This is a genomic window from Streptomyces deserti, from assembly GCF_054782695.1.
Genome location: NZ_BAAGRZ010000018.1, coordinates 89660 through 106478 on the forward strand (window position 1 = coordinate 89660; position 16819 = coordinate 106478).

Below are 16819 nucleotides of genomic sequence, written 5' to 3' on the forward strand. Positions count from 1 at the left end.
CCGTGGTCGGCGGCCTGTCGTCACACCCGGCGGTGGCCGGCGGTAGTCGGTGTCCGGCTACCGCCGGGCGGCGATCACCGCCGGTCCCCGAAGATGGTGCGGTGCCAGTCCTTCCTGGCCACCGCCGTGTTGTCGAACATGACGTGCTTGATCTGCGTGTACTCCTCGAAGGAGTAGGCAGACATGTCCTTGCCGAAGCCGGACGCCTTGTAGCCGCCGTGCGGCATCTCGCTGATGATCGGGATGTGGTCGTTGATCCACACGCACCCGGCCTTGATCTCGCGGGTGGCGCGGTTCGCCCGGTACACGTCCCGGCTCCAGGCGGAGGCGGCGAGGCCGTACGGCGTGTCGTTGGCGAGCCGGATTCCCTCCTCGTCGGTGTCGAAGGGAAGCACGGCCAGGACCGGCCCGAAGATCTCGGACTGCACGACCTCGCTGTCCTGGGGCGCGTCGGCGATGAGGGTCGGCCTGTAGTAGGCGCCCTTGGCGAGCTCCCCTCCCGGTGCCTCGCCGCCGGTCACCACGCGCGCGTACGCACGCGCCCGGCCGACGAACCCTGCCACCCGGTCGCGCTGGACGTGCGAGATCAGCGGGCCGAGGTCGGTGCCGGGGGCGAAGGGGTCACCGAGCCGGACGCTCTCCATGAGGGCGGCCGTGCGCTCGACGAACTCCTCGTAGAGGGACCGTTGTACGTACGCGCGCGTGGCGGCCGTGCAGTCCTGCCCGGTGTTGATGAGCGCGCCCGCGACCGCGCCGTGCACGGCCGCCTCCAGGTCGGCGTCGTCGAAGACGACGAACGGGGCCTTGCCGCCGAGCTCCAGGTGCAGGCGCTTCACGGTCGCGGTGGCGAGCTCGGCGACGCGCTTGCCGACGGCGGTGGAGCCGGTGAAGGAGGTCATGGCCACGTCGGGGTGGGCCACGAGGTGCTCGCCCGCTTCCTGCCCTGCGCCGGTGACGATGTTGATCACGCCGTCCGGGATTCCGGCGTCCGTGGCCGCCTGGGCGAACAGGAGCGAGGTCAGCGGGGTGAGCTCGGCGGGCTTCAGGACGATGGTGTTGCCCGCGGCGATCGCCGGGAGGATCTTCCAGGCGGCCATCTGGAGGGGGTAGTTCCAGGGCGCGATGGAGCCGACGACACCGATGGGCTCGCGGCGGACGTACGAGGTGTGGTCGCCGGAGTACTCACCGGCGGACTGCCCCTGGAGGTGCCGGGCGGCACCGGCGAAGAAGGCGGTGTTGTCGATGGTCCCCGGGACGTCGAACTCGCGGGTCAGCTTCAGCGGCTTGCCGCACTGCAGGGATTCGGCCCGGGCGAAGTCCTCGGCGCGCTCGGCGAGCACGGCGGCGAAGCGGTGCAGGGCGTCGGAACGCTCGCCGGGGGTGGCCGCCGCCCAGGCCGGGAAGGCCTCGCGCGCGGCGGCGACGGCGGCGTCCACGTCCGCCGGGCCGGCCAGCTCGTAGGTGTACACCTCCTCGCCGGTCGCCGGGTCGACGACCGCGTGCGTCCGGCCGGAGGTGCCCTTCGTCAGGCGGCCCGCGATGAACTGCGCACCGTCCGCGAAGCGGTCCTGGGCCGGGAATCGTTCCGGGGTGGCGTTGCCCGGGTTGTGCATGTCGCTCTCCTCCGTGTCCCCGGTGGGAGGCCGGCGTAGCTCAAGCTCGATTTGAGTGCCGATCCTGACAGAGGAGTGGCACTCCAACAAGTGATTCCGTTGTTGCCTTTTGATTACGCGACGGAATCTGTCGACCAGGTGTCGAGCAGGCCCGAAAAAGGGGGACGGAGTGTCAGTGGTGCCTGCGAGACTCGCGTGCATGGAAAGGATCACGGGGGCGAGGAAGAGGATCACGGGGGCGAGGGAAGGGATCACGGGGGAAATGGACGGGATCACAGGGGCGATGGACGGGATCACAGGGGCGATGGACGGGGTCACGGGCGCGATCGATTCCCGGGAAGCGCTGATCAGGGCCGTCCGCGCGGGGGCGAAGGTCAGGTATCTGCACTTCTGGGGACACCGGCCGCGGCCGGACGGGCGGATCGGGCCCAGCTGTCTGAGCCAGTGGTGGCCGGCGCCGTTCACGGTGGACGGCGTCACCTATCGGACCGCCGAGCACTGGATGATGGCCGAGAAGGCGCGGCTGTTCGGGGACGCGGAGGCGGAGCGGCGGGTGCTGGCGGCGGACCATCCCTCGCTGGCCAAGAAGGCCGGGCGGCTGGTGCGTGGCTTCGACGAGGCCGCGTGGGAGCGGGAGCGGTTCCGGATCGTCGTGGAGGGCAGCGTGCACAAGTTCGCCGCGCATGCGGATCTCCGGGCGTTTCTGCTCGGCACGGGCGAGCGAGGCGAGATGGGTGTCCCCCGGGCCGGAGGCCGGGGGAGGGTGCTGGTCGAGGCGAGCCCCGTGGACCGCGTGTGGGGCATCGGGCTGGCGGCGGATGACGAAGCGGCGCTGGATCCGGAGCGGTGGCGGGGAGCGAATCTGCTCGGGTTCGCGTTGATGGAGGCCCGGGAGCGGTTGCGGGCCGGGTGACACCCACGGCCCGCCGCACGCCGCACGGGCACGGCGAGGCTGTACACCGCCGGTTCGGCGGCCGCGGCTGCCGTCGGCTCACCGAGGTGGCCCGCGAGTCGCCCGGCCCCCCCAGTCCGGCGACAGCGCACTGGGGGCATGAGGAGCCGGGCCACGGTTTGGGGGCCCGTCGGCTGCGGGCCCCGCCCTCACGGACCCGGCCGTGGCACGGGCACGAGCCGCTGGACCGGGTCAGCGAGGGGGCAGAACGGAGACCACCGCGCCGGGGCCGGCGCCGTAGTAGGGATCGGGGTCGTCGTTGTCCTCGTTGATGGCAGCCGTGATCCCGACGACCATCAGGACGATCACGGCGATGCCGAGGACGATGCCGATGATGCCCATGATCAGACCCGCCTGGGCCTGACCGTGGTTGGTGGCCACCCCGCGCTCGGCCCGCCTGCGTCCCTTGATCCCGAAGACCACGGCGAGGATGCCGGTCACGAGGGAGATCACGCCGTACAGGCAGAACAGGGTGCAGGAGACGATGCCCAGCACCATCGCCGCGATGCCCATGCCGTTCTGCGGCGGCATCGGCGTACCGGGCCAGCCGTAGCCGGGGTATCCGTATCCGCCGGGCGCGGCGGGGCCGGGGGCACCGGGGCCGGACGGGGCGATCGGCGGTGGCGGCACGGCGGGCTGCGGGCTGCCCGCGGCCGGGGTTCCGCCGGCGGGGCCGAAGCCCGGGGAGGCGAATCCACTCGCGGGCATCGAGGTCATGGTGACCTGGTCGTGCACGGACGGCGGCTGCGCCGTGGGCTGCCCCATGGGCTGCTGCGCCGTGGGCTGCTGCGCGGACGGCTGGTCCGATGCCCCGGACTGCCGGGTCTGCTTCTCGAGCGAGGTCCTGTGCTCCGGCGGCGCCCACGGGTCCCGGCCGGCCCCTGCGCCACCGCCGGCCTGCGTTCCGTCCGTCACGTCCTGTCCCCCCTCGGTCGACCGTCCCGCCATGCTAAGCCCTTGGCGCCGCCGCTCGGTCGCCCCCTCCGCTTCCGCCCTCCCCGCCGCTGCGGCCCCCGGCCCCCGGCCTACGATGATCCCCGAGTCACCGATCAGCCGATCACCCGCGTCCCGCCGCAGCCAGGCCGGGGACGCCGTTCCGGGGAGGAACCTTGACCGACCGTCCCGCCGCGCCCGCCGCCGGTGAGGCCCGCGACCTGCGTGCCTTCATCGCCGGACTGCCCAAGGCCGAACTGCACGTGCACCACGTCGGCTCCGCCTCCCCCCGCATCGTCTCCGAGCTGGCCGCCCGCCACCCGGACTCGAAGGTCCCCATCGACCCCGAGGCCCTGGTCGACTACTTCACCTTCACGGACTTCGCCCACTTCATCGAGGTGTACCTGTCCGTCGTCGACCTCATCCGCACGCCGGAGGACGTACGGCTGCTCACCTACGAGGTGGCCCGCGAGCTGGCCCGGCAGCGGGTGCGCTACGCCGAGCTGACCATCACGCCGTACTCGTCCACCCGCCGCGGCATCGACGCCCGCGCCTTCATGGACGCGATCGAGGACGCCCGCAAGGCGGCCGAGGCCGAGTTCGGGACCGTGCTGCGCTGGTGCTTCGACATCCCCGGCGAGGCCGGGCTGGAGGCCGCCGAGGAGACGACACGGCTCGCCACCGACGACCGGCTGCGCCCCGAGGGCCTGGTCTCCTTCGGGCTGGGCGGGCCCGAGATCGGCGTACCACGGCCGCAGTTCAAGCCGTACTTCGACCGGGCGATCGCCGCCGGGCTGCACTCCGTCCCGCACGCGGGCGAGACCACCGGCCCGGAGACCGTGTGGGACGCCCTCACCCACCTGCGCGCCGAGCGCATCGGCCACGGCACCAGTTCCGCGCAGGACCCGAAGCTGCTCGCGCACCTGGCCGAGCACCGCATCCCGCTGGAGGTGTGCCCGACCTCCAACATCGCCACCCGCGCGGTGCGCGTCCTCGACGAGCACCCGATCAAGGAGTTCGTGCGGGCCGGAGTCCTGGTCACCATCAACTCCGACGACCCGCCGATGTTCGGCACCGACCTCAACGGCGAGTACGCGGTCGCCGCCCGCCTCCTCGGCCTCGACGAACGCGGCCTGGCCGAGCTGGCGAAGAACGCAGTCGAGGCGTCCTTCCTCGACGAGCCCGGCAAGGCCCGGATCAAGGACGAGATCGACACGTACACCTCGACCTGGCTCGCGCCCTGACCCCACCATGACTCCCATGCAGAACGTGACCGCCGTGGCCCACCGCGGCGACCCCTACCGCGCCCGGGAGAACACGGTCGCCTCGCTGCGTTCCGCGCTCGCCCGGGGCGCGGACGCCGTCGAGATCGACGTACGGCTGACCCGGGACGGCGTGCCGGTGCTGCTGCACGACCAGACGCTGAAGCGGCTGTGGGAGCACGACCGGCCGCTGCTCGGGCTGTCGTGGGAGGAGGTGCGCGGGCTGACCGGCGGCGGGGTGCCGACGCTGGCGGACGCGCTGACCGCGACCGACGGGCACCGGGTGATGCTCGACCTACCGGGCACGCCCGACGTGCGCTCGGCCCGCCGGGTCGTGGACGTCGTACGGGAGTGCGGGGCGCAGGAGCGCGTGTACTACTGCGCGGGCGCCCCCGCCATGCTCGCCGTGCGCGCCGCGGACCCGGCCGCCGAGATCGCGCTGACCTGGACGACACTGGCCCCGCCACGGCCGGTCCTACTGGAGGCGATCCGCCCGCGCTGGCTCAACTACCGCTTCGGCCTGGTGAGCCGCCCCCTGGCCGAGCGGGTCCACGGTGATGGCTACCTGCTGTCGGCCTGGACCCCGGACACCCGCCGCTCCATGCGTCGCCTCCTGGACATGGGCGTGGACTCGATCACCACCAACCGCATCGACACGCTGTGCGCGCTGCGCAACCAGCCCTAGGGACCTAGACGCCCGAGAAGGCGAGCGGGGGCGCGATCGCCTGCGCGTCCGCCCCCTCCCCCACCCACAGCCCGATCAGCAGTGCCGCCGTGGCCTCCAGCAGCCCGGCCCGCTCCAGTCCCCCGGCGTTCAGCGGCGCGCAGCCGAGGTCGCGCACGAGACGTCGTACGACGGACAGCGCGTGCGCGTCGTCCCCGCACAGCGGCACCGCGAGGGGGCGGCCGTCGAAGACGGGCTGGGTCAGACGCCAGACGTCGACATGGCAGAGGTTGAACGCCTTGACCACATGGGCGGTGGGGGCGGCGGACGCGATGCGTTCGGCCGCCGAGGGGCCGCCTGCCGTGCGCAGGGCGAAGCCCGGTCCGACCGGGTTGGTGCAGTCGATCAACGTCCGTCCGCGCAGCGCCTCTTCGAGCCCGGCGACCACGTCCACCACGGCGTCGTACGGCACCGCCAGCAGCACCGCGTCCGTGCCGGACTCCGCCGCCTCCCGCAGCCCGCCCGAGCGTCCCCCGGTGACCACGTCGTGCCCGGCGCGCCTCCATTGCGTCCCCAAGGCGTCCGCCATGCCGCCCGTGCCCACCATGCCTATCCGCAGGGTCCGATGCTTCCCTCGTCGTCGGATTTCCCACGACAGTAGGGAGCCGCTCGGGCACCATTCGGTACGTGACCACCGACCAGACGTTCCTCGCCGACTGCCGCGCCCGGCTCGCCTTCGATCTGCTCGCCCACACCTGGAACGCCGTGGTGCTGTGGGCCCTGCGCCACGGCCCGGTGCGCCACGGCGAGTTGCGCGAGAGCATCGGCGGCATCAGCCAGAAGGTCCTGACGGAGACCTTGCGGCGGCTGGAGTTCAACGGGCTCGTCGCACGGCGGGCGTACGGCGGTTCGCCGCCGCGCGTCGAGTACGAACTCACCGGCCTGGGCCGGACGTTGCTCGCCCCGATCGACGCCGTCGGTGCGTGGGCGTTCGAGCACGGCGACGAGGTGCTGGCGGCGCAGGACCGCTACACCGCTACACGCGCGAGCGCTGCGGCACCGTCGCCGGGTCCGCCGAGGTCCCACGGGTGACGTACTGCGGGACCGGGGCCGCGTCCGTGCCGGTGTCGCGGACCAGGCCGTAGCGGATCGCGCCCTGGGCGGGCCCGGTGTTGATGTCCTGGTCCACCGCCTCCCAGCTCGACGGGAAGACGGTGATGCCGTAGTCGCAGCCCCTCTCCTGCTGGGTGAGGGTGACGGAGCCGTCGATGTAGAAGTACTCGTTCTGCCACATCTGCTGGGTGCCGTCCGGCAGGACGGCGTAGCCGATGCCCGGTCCGCCCATGCCGGTGGCGTAGCCGTCGGGGGCGCCGGGCAGCGGGTCGTCCATCCGGCGGCCGCCGCCGGAGGCCACGTGGAACAGCCTGCCCTTCAGGCCGGTCCAGGTCGGCATGACCACCGCGCCGGGCCGCGACCTGGGCGAGATCTGCCAGCGCACCAGCACATAGCCCTGGCCGGTGAGCGTGACGCTGTCGCCGCGGTGCTGCATGACGGCCTTCGGGCCGCCGGTGCTGGTGATCCCGGACTCGGGGCGGCGCGGCAGGGCGGAGGGCTTCGCGTCGGGGTCCGGTGCCCGGTCGACGGCGTCGACGACCGTGCCGTACAGGTCGGCCTTCTTCGTGGCCGACGGAGTCGGGGTGGGCTGAGTCGGGGTACGCGGAGGCGGGGCGGAGGGGGCCGGAGGGGCGGCGGTGGTCGCCGTGGTGGCTGTGACGGCGGCGCGGGGCGGCGGGGCGTCGGGCGGCTGGGTGACGACGTACGCGCCGCCCGCGACGATGGTCGCACCCGCCGTCATCGCGACGGCCGGCTTGGTCAGCGCGCTCAGCACCTTGGCGGACCACCCGGCGGACGTGGCGGCTGTGGCGGCCGCCGCCGTCTTGCCGCCGAACGCCAGCGACAGGGTGAAGCCGACAGGCAGCGGGACGAGCGCGATGCCGACGAGCAGGCGCTCCGCCGGTACGACGGACTCGCGGGTGTCACCGCAGTAGCCGCAGCCCCGGATGTGCCGGGCCAGCCGCTTGCGCCACACCGAGTCGGGCCGCCCGTGCCAGCGGGCGGTCAGCTCCCGCAGGTCCGGGCAGGCGCCGTCCAGCGCCCGCACGATGCCGCGCGCGGTGTCCAGGCGTTCCTTCATGCGCTGGACGCGTACGGCGGCGTGCTGCCGGGTGATGCCGACGGCGGCCGCCAGTTCCCGCCGGGTCAGCTCGCCGGCGACCTCCAGCCACCACAGCGACAGCAGTTGCCGGTCTTCGTCGTCGAGCCACCGCACGGCCTCGGCGACCTCGCGCCGCTGGCCCTCCAACTGGAGCCGCAGGACGGTCAGTTCGGCGAAGTCGGCGGCGTGTGCCGGATCGTCGTCGTCCAGCCGGTCCGCGGGCTTCCGGCGCGCCCGGTCCCGTATCTGCCGCATGGCGATGGCCACCAGCCAGGACCGGAAGCTGTCCGGGTCGCGCAGCGTGCCGAGGTGGTCGACGGCGCGCAGCATGGTCTCCTGGACGACGTCGTCGACGTCGGCGTGGCCGTTCAGGGCGCGGCCGACGATGTTGTAGACCAGCGGCAGCCAGCCCGCGACCAGCTCGTCCAGCGCCCGCCGGTCGCCGGCCTGCGCCGCCGCGATAATGGGGCGCCAGTCCTGACTGTCCACGGTGCCCTTCCACTGGCTGAGATCACTACTGTTCCGCACGCACCCTCTCAGGCAGGCCGGGGCTCTTGGCCATGTGGGGCATCACAAGGGGGAGACGGTGTGAAGGCCCCCTCGATAACACTTTTTTGCGCGCACCTAGGGGACCTTCCTGAGAACACCCTTGCAGGGCAGGGCACTTGCTCGGGGTCCCGCCAGGGTTCGGGCCCTCCTCGTCGACGATCCGGGCGGGGACGTACGGCCGGAGGATGATCACGAATCCTTCACCGATCCTCTCGGGAGTCCCCTCGATGCGCGCTCGCCGCCGCACCACCCTCCTCACCGCCTCCCTCGCCCTCGCCCTCGCGGCCGGCCCGCTGGCCGCCCCCGCCTTCGCCTCGTCCGGCCCGCCGTCCGCCGCGCGCTGCACGGAAGGACCGCGGTTCAAGGCACTGTGCGACGCGCTCGCCGGGCTGCCGGACGGCGACGCGACGGCCGCGCTCGTCCGGGTCGGCGGCACCGCCGGGCCCTGGCGCGGCACGGCGGGCGTGCGCAACCTGCGCACCCACCGCCCCGCACTGGAGCACGGCCGCTTCCGGGCCGGCTCCACGACCAAGCTGGTGACCGCCGCGCTCGTGCTGCAGCTCGCCGCGGAGGGGCGCGTGGACCTGGACGAGCCGGTGCGGAGGTATCTGCCGGGGCTGCTCTCGGAAGACTTCCGCACCGTCACCGTGCGGCACCTGCTCACCTTCACGAGCGGGCTGAAGCCGGGTCTGTCCCTCGGCGACGCGGACGGCGAGGGCTACGAGAACCGCTACGAGACGCTCACCCCCGAGGAGGTCGTGGCCTCCTCGGTCGCCGAGGGACCGCGGTTCACGCCCCCCGGCACCCAGCAGCGTTACGGCAACATCGACTACACCGTGCTGGGCATGCTGATCGAGAAGGTGACGGGCGACTCGTACGAACACCAGGCGTACGTACGGGTGCTGAAGCCGGTCGGCATGCGGCACACTTCCTTCCCCGGCGGCCCCGCCCCCCGTATCCACGGCCCGCACAACCGCGGTTACCAGCTCCTGGCGGACGGCAGGCTGGTGGACGCCACCGAGTGGAACATGTCCGACCGCTGGGCGGCGGGCGACATGATCTCGACGACGGCGGATCTGGAGAAGTTCCTCGTCGCGCTCTTCGGCGGGAAGGTCGTGCCGCAGCCGCAGCTCGAGGAGATGATGCTCACGCTCCCGGACAAGGGCGGGGCGACGATGAGCGCGGGCGGCCTCAAGCCCTTCAAGATCGGCGGCCGTGACGCGTGGGTGAAGAGCGGCGCCCGCCCCGGCTACAGCACGGCCGTCGCCGCCACCGAGGACGGGTCCCGCACCTTCGTCTACTCGGTCAACGCGACCGAAGCGAAGAGCACGGACATGAACCCGGTGGCCAAGCGGATCATCGAAGCGGCGCTCAGCGGCTTCAGCGGCTGAGGACCGGGGTCGTCCCCAACACCCGGAAGCAGGGCGGCTCTGTCGCTGATGGCGGCAGCGCACGCCCGTGCCGGGACGCGTTCAGAAGCGCCATCCGGCCGGTCGGCGCACCCGCCGTGCCACCGCGTGCGACGCGGCGACGGCCGCACCGGCCGTGACGAGCCCCAGGACGACATCCCTCGGGCGCGTGGGCCGCAGCACCCCGGCGCGCCGCAGCCGGGCACGGGCCCAGAGAGTGAAGGGGATCACCACGGTGGCGGAGGTCACGGAGCCGGGGGTGTAGCCGCGCACGGCGGCCGCCTGGGCAGGTGGACCAGGCCGTGCAGGCCGAAGCCGTCCAGCATGGCCTGGTACGTGGCCGACCGCCCGCCGGTACGTCGCCCCGCGACCGCGCCGGCGCCGACGACGGCGGCCATCACACCCACCGCGACGGCGAACTCCCGCTCGTCGACGCCTTCCAGGGCCCGCCAGAGGCCCTCCGGCGCGCCGGGGAAACGGCCGCGCAGCTCGGGGAGGTGCTCGCGTATCCACCGCGGCCCGACCGCGAGTTCCTCTGTGTCGTGCACCGCCCAGGCCGCGAGCAGCCCGAGCGTGACGGCCGCACCCACTGATGCGTCACTCACTGATGCGTCACTCGGCGCATTGGTCACGAGCGGAAGTCTGCTACAAGCCGGCGCGGCCCCGGGCGGACCGTCCTCCGCCCGGGGCCGCGTACGTCTGGCAGGGTCAGGCATCCAGGGACGTCATCACGTGCTTGATCCGCGTGTAGTCCTCGAAGCCGTAGCCCGACAGGTCCTTGCCGTAGCCGGACTTCTTGAAGCCGCCGTGCGGCATCTCGGCGACCAGCGGGATGTGGGTGTTGATCCACACGCAGCCGAAGTCGAGCTTCTTGGACATCCGCATCGCGCGGGCATGGTCCTTGGTCCACACCGAGGAGGCCAGGGCGTACTCGACACCGTTGGCCCACTCCACCGCCTGCTCCTCGTCCGTGAAGGACTGGACGGTGATGACCGGGCCGAAGACCTCCTTCTGGATGATCTCGTCGTCCTGCTTGACGCCCGAGACGACGGTCGGCGCGTAGAAGTAGCCCTTGTCGCCGACGCGCTTGCCGCCGGCCTCCACGCGCGCGTGCGCGGGCAGCCGCTCGATGAAGCCCTCGACCTGCTTGAGCTGGTTGGGGTTGTTGAGCGGGCCGAACAGGACGTCCTCGTCGTCCGGCATGCCGGTCTTGGTCTCGGCGGCGGCCTTGGCGAGCGCGGAGACGAACTCGTCGTGGATCGCCTCGTGGACCAGGACGCGGCAGGCGGCCGTACAGTCCTGCCCGGCGTTGAAGAAGCCCGCGACGGAGATGTCCTCGACGGCCTTGGCGATGTCGGTGTCCTCGAAGACGACGACCGGCGCCTTGCCGCCCAGCTCCAGGTGGACGCGCTTGAGGTCCTTGGCGGCGGTCTCGGCGACCTGCATGCCGGCGCGCACGGAACCGGTGATGGAGGCCATCGCCGGGACGGGGTGCTCGACCATCATGCGGCCGGTCTCGCGGTCGCCGCAGATGACGTTGAAGACGCCCTTGGGGAGGATCGAGCCGATGATGTCGGCGATGAGGACGGTCGAGGCCGGGGTGGTGTCCGACGGCTTCAGGACGACCGTGTTGCCCGCGGCGATCGCCGGGGCGAACTTCCACACGGCCATCATCATCGGGTAGTTCCACGGCGCGACCTGGGCGCAGACGCCGACCGGCTCGCGGCGGATCATGGAGGTCATCCCGTCCATGTACTCACCGGCCGCCCGGCCCTCGAGCATCCGCGCCGCGCCCGCGAAGAAGCGGATCTGGTCGACCATCGGCGGGATCTCCTCGGAGCGGGTGAGCCCGACCGGCTTGCCCGTGTTCTCCACCTCGGCCGCGATCAGCTCCTCGGCACGCTCCTCGAAGGCGTCCGCGATCTTCAGCAGAGCCTTCTGCCGCTCGGCCGGGGTCGTGTCCCGCCAGCCCGGGAAGGCCTCGGCGGCGGCCGCCATCGCGGCGTCCACATCCGCCTGCCCGGACAGCGGAGCGGTCGCGTACGCCTCGCCCGTCGCGGGATTGACCACCTCGGTGGTCCGTCCGTCGGCGGCGTCCCGGAACTCACCGCCGATGTAGTTGCGCAGACGACGCAGCTCGGTGCTCACTGCAGGGCCTCCTGGTGGATTGTCCAATCTCTGAGACACCCACCCTAATCCGTGTCCCGACGTTTTCAACACCCCCGCGCGCCCCGTTACTGCGAAATCCGCAAGCTGCAACCCCGTAAACAACGAATTTCATCGATCGGGCCTTGCGAAACTGTCGAGACCTCGTGCACAGTGAGCTCGTGGCCAGTCGAAGCGCAGACCCCAGGGACCCGCGGGAGAGCCGCGAGTCCACCCGCGAGCCCTCTCGCGAGTCCAGGAACGGCAGCAACCCGCACCTGGACGCCGTCTCCCTCGCCATCATCGAGCAGCTCCAGGAGGACGGCCGGCGGCCGTACGCCGCCATCGGCAAGGCCGTGGGCCTGTCGGAGGCGGCCGTGCGCCAGCGCGTCCAGAAGCTGCTCGACCAGGGCGTGATGCAGATCGTCGCCGTCACGGACCCGCTCACCGTGGGCTTCCGCCGCCAGGCGATGGTCGGCATCAACGTCGAGGGCGACGTCGAGTCCGTCGCCGACGCGCTGACCGCCATGCCCGAATGCGAGTACGTGGTGATGACCGCGGGGTCCTTCGACCTGATGGTCGAGATCGTCTGCGAGGACGACGACCACCTCCTGGAGGTCATCAACCGACGCATCCGGGCCGTCCCCGGAGTGCGCTCCACCGAGAGCTTCGTCTACCTCAAGCTCAAGAAGCAGACCTACATGTGGGGAACCCGATAACCGTGAGGACCCGATAGCCGTGAGCACCGACCGTCCCAACGACCTCAGCCGGACCGCGTACGACCACCTGTGGATGCACTTCACCCGCATGTCCTCGTACGAGGACGCCCCCGTCCCCACCATCGTCCGGGGCGAGGGCACCTACATCTACGACGACAAGGGCAAGCGCTACCTCGACGGTCTAGCCGGCCTGTTCGTGGTGCAGGCCGGGCACGGCCGCGTCGAGCTCGCCGAGACCGCCTTCAAGCAAGCGCAGGAGCTGGCGTTCTTCCCCATCTGGTCCTACGCGCACCCCAAGGCCGTCGAGCTGGCGGACCGGCTCGCCGACTACGCGCCGGGCGACCTGAACAAGGTCTTCTTCACCACCGGCGGCGGCGAGGCCGTCGAGACCGCCTGGAAGCTCGCCAAGCAGTACTTCAAGCTGGTCGGCAAGCCCACCAAGCACAAGGTCATCTCCCGCGCGGTCGCCTACCACGGCACCCCGCAGGGCGCCCTGTCCATCACGGGTCTGCCCGCCCTGAAGGCACCCTTCGAGCCCCTCGTCCCCGGCGCTCACAAGGTCCCGAACACCAACATCTACCGCGCGCCGATCTTCGGCGACGACCCGGAGGCCTTCGGCCGCTGGGCCGCCGACCAGATCGAGCAGCAGATCCTCTTCGAGGGCCCGGACACGGTCGCGGCGGTCTTCCTGGAGCCGGTGCAGAACGCGGGCGGCTGCTTCCCGCCCCCGCCCGGCTACTTCCAGCGGGTCCGCGAGATCTGCGACCAGTACGACGTCCTCCTCGTCTCGGACGAGGTCATCTGCGCCTTCGGCCGCCTGGGCACGATGTTCGCCTGCGACAAGTTCGGCTACGTCCCGGACATGATCACCTGCGCCAAGGGCATGACCTCGGGCTACTCCCCGATCGGCGCGTGCGTGATCTCCGACCGCATCGCCGAGCCGTTCTACAAGGGCGACAACACCTTCCTGCACGGCTACACCTTCGGCGGCCACCCGGTCTCCGCCGCGGTGGGCCTGGCCAACCTCGACCTGTTCGAGCGCGAGGGCCTCAACCAGCACGTCCTCGACAACGAGGCCGCGTTCCGCACCACGCTGGAGAAGCTGTACGACCTGCCGATCGTCGGCGACGTGCGCGGCAACGGCTTCTTCTACGGCATCGAGCTGGTCAAGGACAAGGCGACCAAGGAGTCCTTCGACGCGGACGAGACCGAGCGCGTCCTGTACGGCTTCCTGAGCAAGAAGCTGTACGAGAACGGCCTGTACTGCCGTGCCGACGACCGCGGCGACCCGGTCGTCCAGCTCGCCCCGCCGCTGATCTCCAACCAGGAGACGTTCGACGAGATCGAGCAGATCCTGCGCGCGACGCTGTCGGAGGCGTGGACGAAGCTGTGAGCCGCCGACGGCTGTGACCTTCTGCGGAGTTGATCGTCAGGAAGGATCATTTACGGCCCCGGTGCCGCCCGTTCGAGTGAGAAACGGGCGCCCGGGGCCGCGTGCTGTCCGGCCTCCTGCCGTGGCCTGCCTAGCGTGCCCAGTGACCGATCGGCCCTGCCTTCGTTCCCCCACACGGGGGATACCGCGGAATCCAAACGGCATCCCGCACGGCATTTTTCGATCCGAACCGAGGTGTACGCCATGGTGGCCCCGCCGGACAACGACGTGCTCTGGGCACGCGCCCTGCACTTCCAGCACAACGACGGCTCGCCCGCGCTCAGCGGCGTCTCGCTCGGCGTCCGGGAGGGCGAGATCCTCGCCGTCAGCGGCCCGCGCGGCAGCGGCAAGACGACCCTCCTGCGGTGCCTGTCCGGCCTGGTGCCCGTGCGGCGCGGTGAGGTCTGGTTCAACAGCGTGCCCGTGCACACCATGGGGCCGCTGGTCCGCGAACGGCTGCGCCGCGACCGCTTCGGCTGGATCGACCCGGCCCCCGTACTCGTTCCCGAACTCAACGTCTGGGAGAACGCCGCCCTCTCCCTGATGCTGCGCGGCACCAGCCGCCGCCGCGCCAAGACGGCCGCCCGGGAGTGGCTGGACCGCCTCGATGTCGGCGACAAGGCCCACAAGCGCCCGCACGACCTGACCCAGGCCGAGCGGCAGCGCGTCTGCATCGCCCGCGCGCTGGCCCCCGCGCCGTCGGTGCTGTTCGCCGACGAGCCGACGGCTCCCCTGCACCGCGCCGACCGCGCCCACGTCCTGCGCACCCTCACCACAGCGGCCCGCTCGCACGGCATCACGGTCGTCCTGGCCACGCACGACGCGGAGACGGCCGCCCTCGCCGACCGCACGGTGGCGCTGCTGGACGGGCGGCGCGTGAAGACCGTGCACCTGCCCCCGGTCTCCGAGACCGCCGAGACGGAAGGGCGGACCGCGTGGTCGCTCTCCGTCTGACCCGCGGAGCCCAGCCCGTCGTCCAGCTGCGCCGTCTCCTGGTCGCGGCGGCGTCGGCGGGCACGGGCTTCCTGCTGCTGTGCGCCCTCGGCTACGCGCTGGGCCACCCGGACTCCCCCGGCACCTCGCTCCTCCGCCTGGCCTGGTGCGCGGCCCCCCTGGCCGCCACGGTGTACTTCGCGGTGGCGGTGGCCCGTACCGACCCCGGCACGAAGCCACGCCCGGGCCTGTCGGCCATCGGCCTGGGCCCGGCCCGCCTGATGGCCATCTCGGCGACGACGACGGCCCTGTCCTGCACCCTGGGCTCGATGCTGGCCCTGCTCTTCTTCCTCCACCTGCGCGGCGACCTGACGGGCATGCCCTTCGACGGCGCGGCCGCGGACTTCCTCGCGGCCGACCAGCCCCTGCCGCTTCCGGCGGCGCTGACGCTCCTGGCGGTGGTCCCGGTGACCGCGTCGGTGTCGGTGGCGGTGGTGCTGCGCCCGAGAGAAACCCGGCCGGCAGCGGCGAACGGCACGGCACGCGGATTCGGCCGCTTCGGCGCGTACGGCTTCGGGGTGGCGCGGGAGACGTTCGGGGCGTACGGGCGCTTCGGTGCGCACCTGACGGATGACCGGCGCACAGCGCCCGGGGCGCAGGAGACGGGCGACGTCGAGTCGGCGCCGTCCACGGACGGTCGGGCCGCCGGGGCGGCGCCCGCCCCACCGAAGGACGGCACACCGCGAGCACGGGCAGGCGAAGCCCACCCCCCGGCCACAGCCGACAGCACCCCGCCCCCGGCACCGGCCGACGCGTCCGCCCCTTCGTCGGCAACGCCGGGCACCCCCGACAACACCCGCACCCACACCGACGCACCCGGCGGCCTCCCCTGGGGCATCGCCGTACTCGCCGCGGGCCTGGCCGTGGAGACCTACGCGGGCCGCGCCAACCCGGCCGTCACCACCCCCAACGACCACCCCGGCGTCCTCCTCGGCCTCGCCCTGACCGCCCTCGGCCTCGCCCTCGCCGGCCCCGGCCTCACCCACCTGTGCGGCCGCCTGCTGCAAGCGGCCCGCCCCGGTGCCCTCCGCCTCCTGGCCGGGCGGGTCCTCATGGCGGAAGCCACCCGGATCGGCCGCCCCCTCGGCGTCGTCTGTGCCGTGGCGTCCGCCGCGTACGCCATGGCCTCGATGTCCGCCCCGAACGGCCTGTCCGTCGGCCCGCTCACCACCCTCGGCACGCTGCTGGTCACCGGCTGCACCGTGGCCACGCTGCTCACCGCCGCCGTGGAGGCCAAGCAGGCCCGCGCCGACACCACGGACGCGCTGCTGCGCATCGGGGCGCCCGTGACGATGCTGCGCAGCGCCGCCGCCCTGCGTGCGGGCGCGCTCCTCGCCGTGTTCGGCCCGCTCACGCTGATCACCGCCGAGCTGGCGGCCCTGCCTCTGGCCCGCTGAGCACGGCCCGAAGAACCGCGCGAAGAATCCTCGAAAAAGATCTCCGAGGGCCGATGAGTTCCGGTGGGACGGCCGGTCTACCCCATCGAACGGCACGCACCCGATGGGAGAGACCGATGACCACGACGTACCAGCAGATGATCTTCGTCAACCTGCCCGTGAACGACCTCGACGCCTCGAAGAAGTTCTTCACGGAGCTCGGTTACTCGATCAACCCCCAGTTCAGCGACGAGAACGCCGCCTCCGTCGTGATCAGCGACACCATCGTCGCGATGCTGCTGACCAAGCCGTTCTACTCGACCTTCACCCACAAGGAGATCGCGGACGCCACGAAGACCAGCGAGGTGCTGATCGCGCTGAGCGCCGAGAGCCGCGAGAAGGTGGACGAGCTGGTCGAGAAGGCGGTCGCCGCCGGCGGCACCGCGTCGGACCGGGTCCAGGACATGGACTTCATGTACGGCCGCTCCTTCGACGACCTCGACGGTCACACCTGGGAGGTCGTGTGGATGGACCCGGCGGCCATCGAGGGCTGAGAC

General features: G+C 72.1%; 14 protein-coding genes and 2 pseudogenes. 10 read left to right on the forward strand and 6 right to left on the reverse strand.

Going from position 1 to position 16819, the window contains the following annotated elements; all coding sequences use genetic code 11:
• Positions 1–74: 74 nt before the first annotated feature.
• On the reverse strand, positions 75–1613 hold the full coding sequence (locus ACYVMZ_RS26190; protein ID WP_461083741.1) for a gamma-aminobutyraldehyde dehydrogenase: 1539 nt from the start codon (positions 1611–1613) through the stop codon (positions 75–77).
• Between the two features lie 304 nt (positions 1614–1917).
• Between ACYVMZ_RS26190 and ACYVMZ_RS26195 the strand changes: the two genes are divergently transcribed.
• On the forward strand, positions 1918–2526 hold the full coding sequence (locus ACYVMZ_RS26195) for an NADAR family protein (RefSeq protein ID WP_461083864.1): 609 nt from the start codon (positions 1918–1920) through the stop codon (positions 2524–2526).
• A gap of 231 nt (positions 2527–2757) precedes the next feature.
• Here the strand turns inward: ACYVMZ_RS26195 and ACYVMZ_RS26200 are convergent, their stop codons facing one another.
• Positions 2758–3480 (reverse strand): DUF4190 domain-containing protein, encoded by a 723-nt coding sequence (locus ACYVMZ_RS26200; RefSeq protein ID WP_461083743.1) that lies wholly within the window; start codon positions 3478–3480, stop codon positions 2758–2760.
• Positions 3481–3621: 141 nt separating this feature from the next.
• Here ACYVMZ_RS26200 and ACYVMZ_RS26205 point away from each other — a divergent pair.
• Both ACYVMZ_RS26205 and ACYVMZ_RS26210 read left to right on the forward strand, forming a co-directional pair.
• Positions 3622–4742, forward strand: a pseudogene (locus ACYVMZ_RS26205) (adenosine deaminase).
• Between the two features lie 16 nt (positions 4743–4758).
• On the forward strand, positions 4759–5445 hold the full coding sequence (locus tag ACYVMZ_RS26210) for a glycerophosphodiester phosphodiesterase (protein WP_461083745.1): 687 nt from the start codon (positions 4759–4761) through the stop codon (positions 5443–5445).
• 4 nt (positions 5446–5449) lie between these two features.
• Here ACYVMZ_RS26210 and ACYVMZ_RS26215 read toward each other — a convergent pair whose 3' ends face one another.
• A complete protein-coding gene (locus tag ACYVMZ_RS26215) occupies positions 5450–6043 on the reverse strand; it encodes an NADPH-dependent F420 reductase (protein ID WP_461083866.1) in 594 nt (197 codons plus the stop codon).
• A 68-nt stretch (positions 6044–6111) separates the two neighbouring features.
• Between ACYVMZ_RS26215 and ACYVMZ_RS26220 the strand changes: the two genes are divergently transcribed.
• On the forward strand, positions 6112–6516 hold the full coding sequence (locus tag ACYVMZ_RS26220; protein WP_461083747.1) for a winged helix-turn-helix transcriptional regulator: 405 nt from the start codon (positions 6112–6114) through the stop codon (positions 6514–6516).
• Here the strand turns inward: ACYVMZ_RS26220 and ACYVMZ_RS26225 are convergent.
• Entirely contained in the window at positions 6461–8128 is a 1668-nt protein-coding gene (locus ACYVMZ_RS26225) for a sigma-70 family RNA polymerase sigma factor (RefSeq protein WP_461083749.1), read from the reverse strand. The genes ACYVMZ_RS26220 and ACYVMZ_RS26225 overlap by 56 nt on opposite strands.
• A gap of 287 nt (positions 8129–8415) precedes the next feature.
• Between ACYVMZ_RS26225 and ACYVMZ_RS26230 the strand changes: the two genes are divergently transcribed.
• Positions 8416–9579 (forward strand): serine hydrolase domain-containing protein, encoded by a 1164-nt coding sequence (locus tag ACYVMZ_RS26230; RefSeq protein ID WP_461083751.1) that lies wholly within the window; start codon positions 8416–8418, stop codon positions 9577–9579.
• Between the two features lie 81 nt (positions 9580–9660).
• On the opposite strand, the pseudogene ACYVMZ_RS26235 reads toward ACYVMZ_RS26230, so the two are convergent.
• Both ACYVMZ_RS26235 and ACYVMZ_RS26240 read right to left on the reverse strand, forming a co-directional pair.
• Positions 9661–10187: pseudogene (locus ACYVMZ_RS26235) on the reverse strand (HXXEE domain-containing protein).
• Between the two features lie 118 nt (positions 10188–10305).
• Positions 10306–11745, reverse strand: a complete 1440-nt coding sequence (locus ACYVMZ_RS26240) for a gamma-aminobutyraldehyde dehydrogenase (RefSeq protein ID WP_461083753.1) — start codon at positions 11743–11745, stop codon at positions 10306–10308.
• Between the two features lie 164 nt (positions 11746–11909).
• On the opposite strand from ACYVMZ_RS26240, the gene ACYVMZ_RS26245 reads away from it, so the two are divergent.
• From ACYVMZ_RS26245 to ACYVMZ_RS26265, 5 genes are all read left to right on the forward strand, one after another.
• A complete protein-coding gene (locus ACYVMZ_RS26245; RefSeq protein WP_461083755.1) occupies positions 11910–12461 on the forward strand; it encodes an Lrp/AsnC family transcriptional regulator in 552 nt (183 codons plus the stop codon).
• Between the two features lie 19 nt (positions 12462–12480).
• The gene (locus tag ACYVMZ_RS26250) at positions 12481–13854 is read left to right on the forward strand and encodes an aspartate aminotransferase family protein (RefSeq protein WP_461083757.1); all 1374 of its coding nucleotides are present in this window, start codon (positions 12481–12483) and stop codon (positions 13852–13854) included.
• A 243-nt stretch (positions 13855–14097) separates the two neighbouring features.
• A complete protein-coding gene (locus ACYVMZ_RS26255; RefSeq protein ID WP_461083759.1) occupies positions 14098–14847 on the forward strand; it encodes an ABC transporter ATP-binding protein in 750 nt (249 codons plus the stop codon).
• Positions 14829–16283, forward strand: coding sequence for a hypothetical protein (locus ACYVMZ_RS26260; protein ID WP_461083761.1), 1455 nt, complete (start codon positions 14829–14831; stop codon positions 16281–16283). The genes ACYVMZ_RS26255 and ACYVMZ_RS26260 overlap by 19 nt, the downstream gene beginning before the upstream one ends.
• A 116-nt stretch (positions 16284–16399) precedes the next feature.
• Positions 16400–16816, forward strand: a complete 417-nt coding sequence (locus ACYVMZ_RS26265; protein ID WP_461083763.1) for a VOC family protein — start codon at positions 16400–16402, stop codon at positions 16814–16816.
• Positions 16817–16819 lie beyond the last annotated feature (3 nt).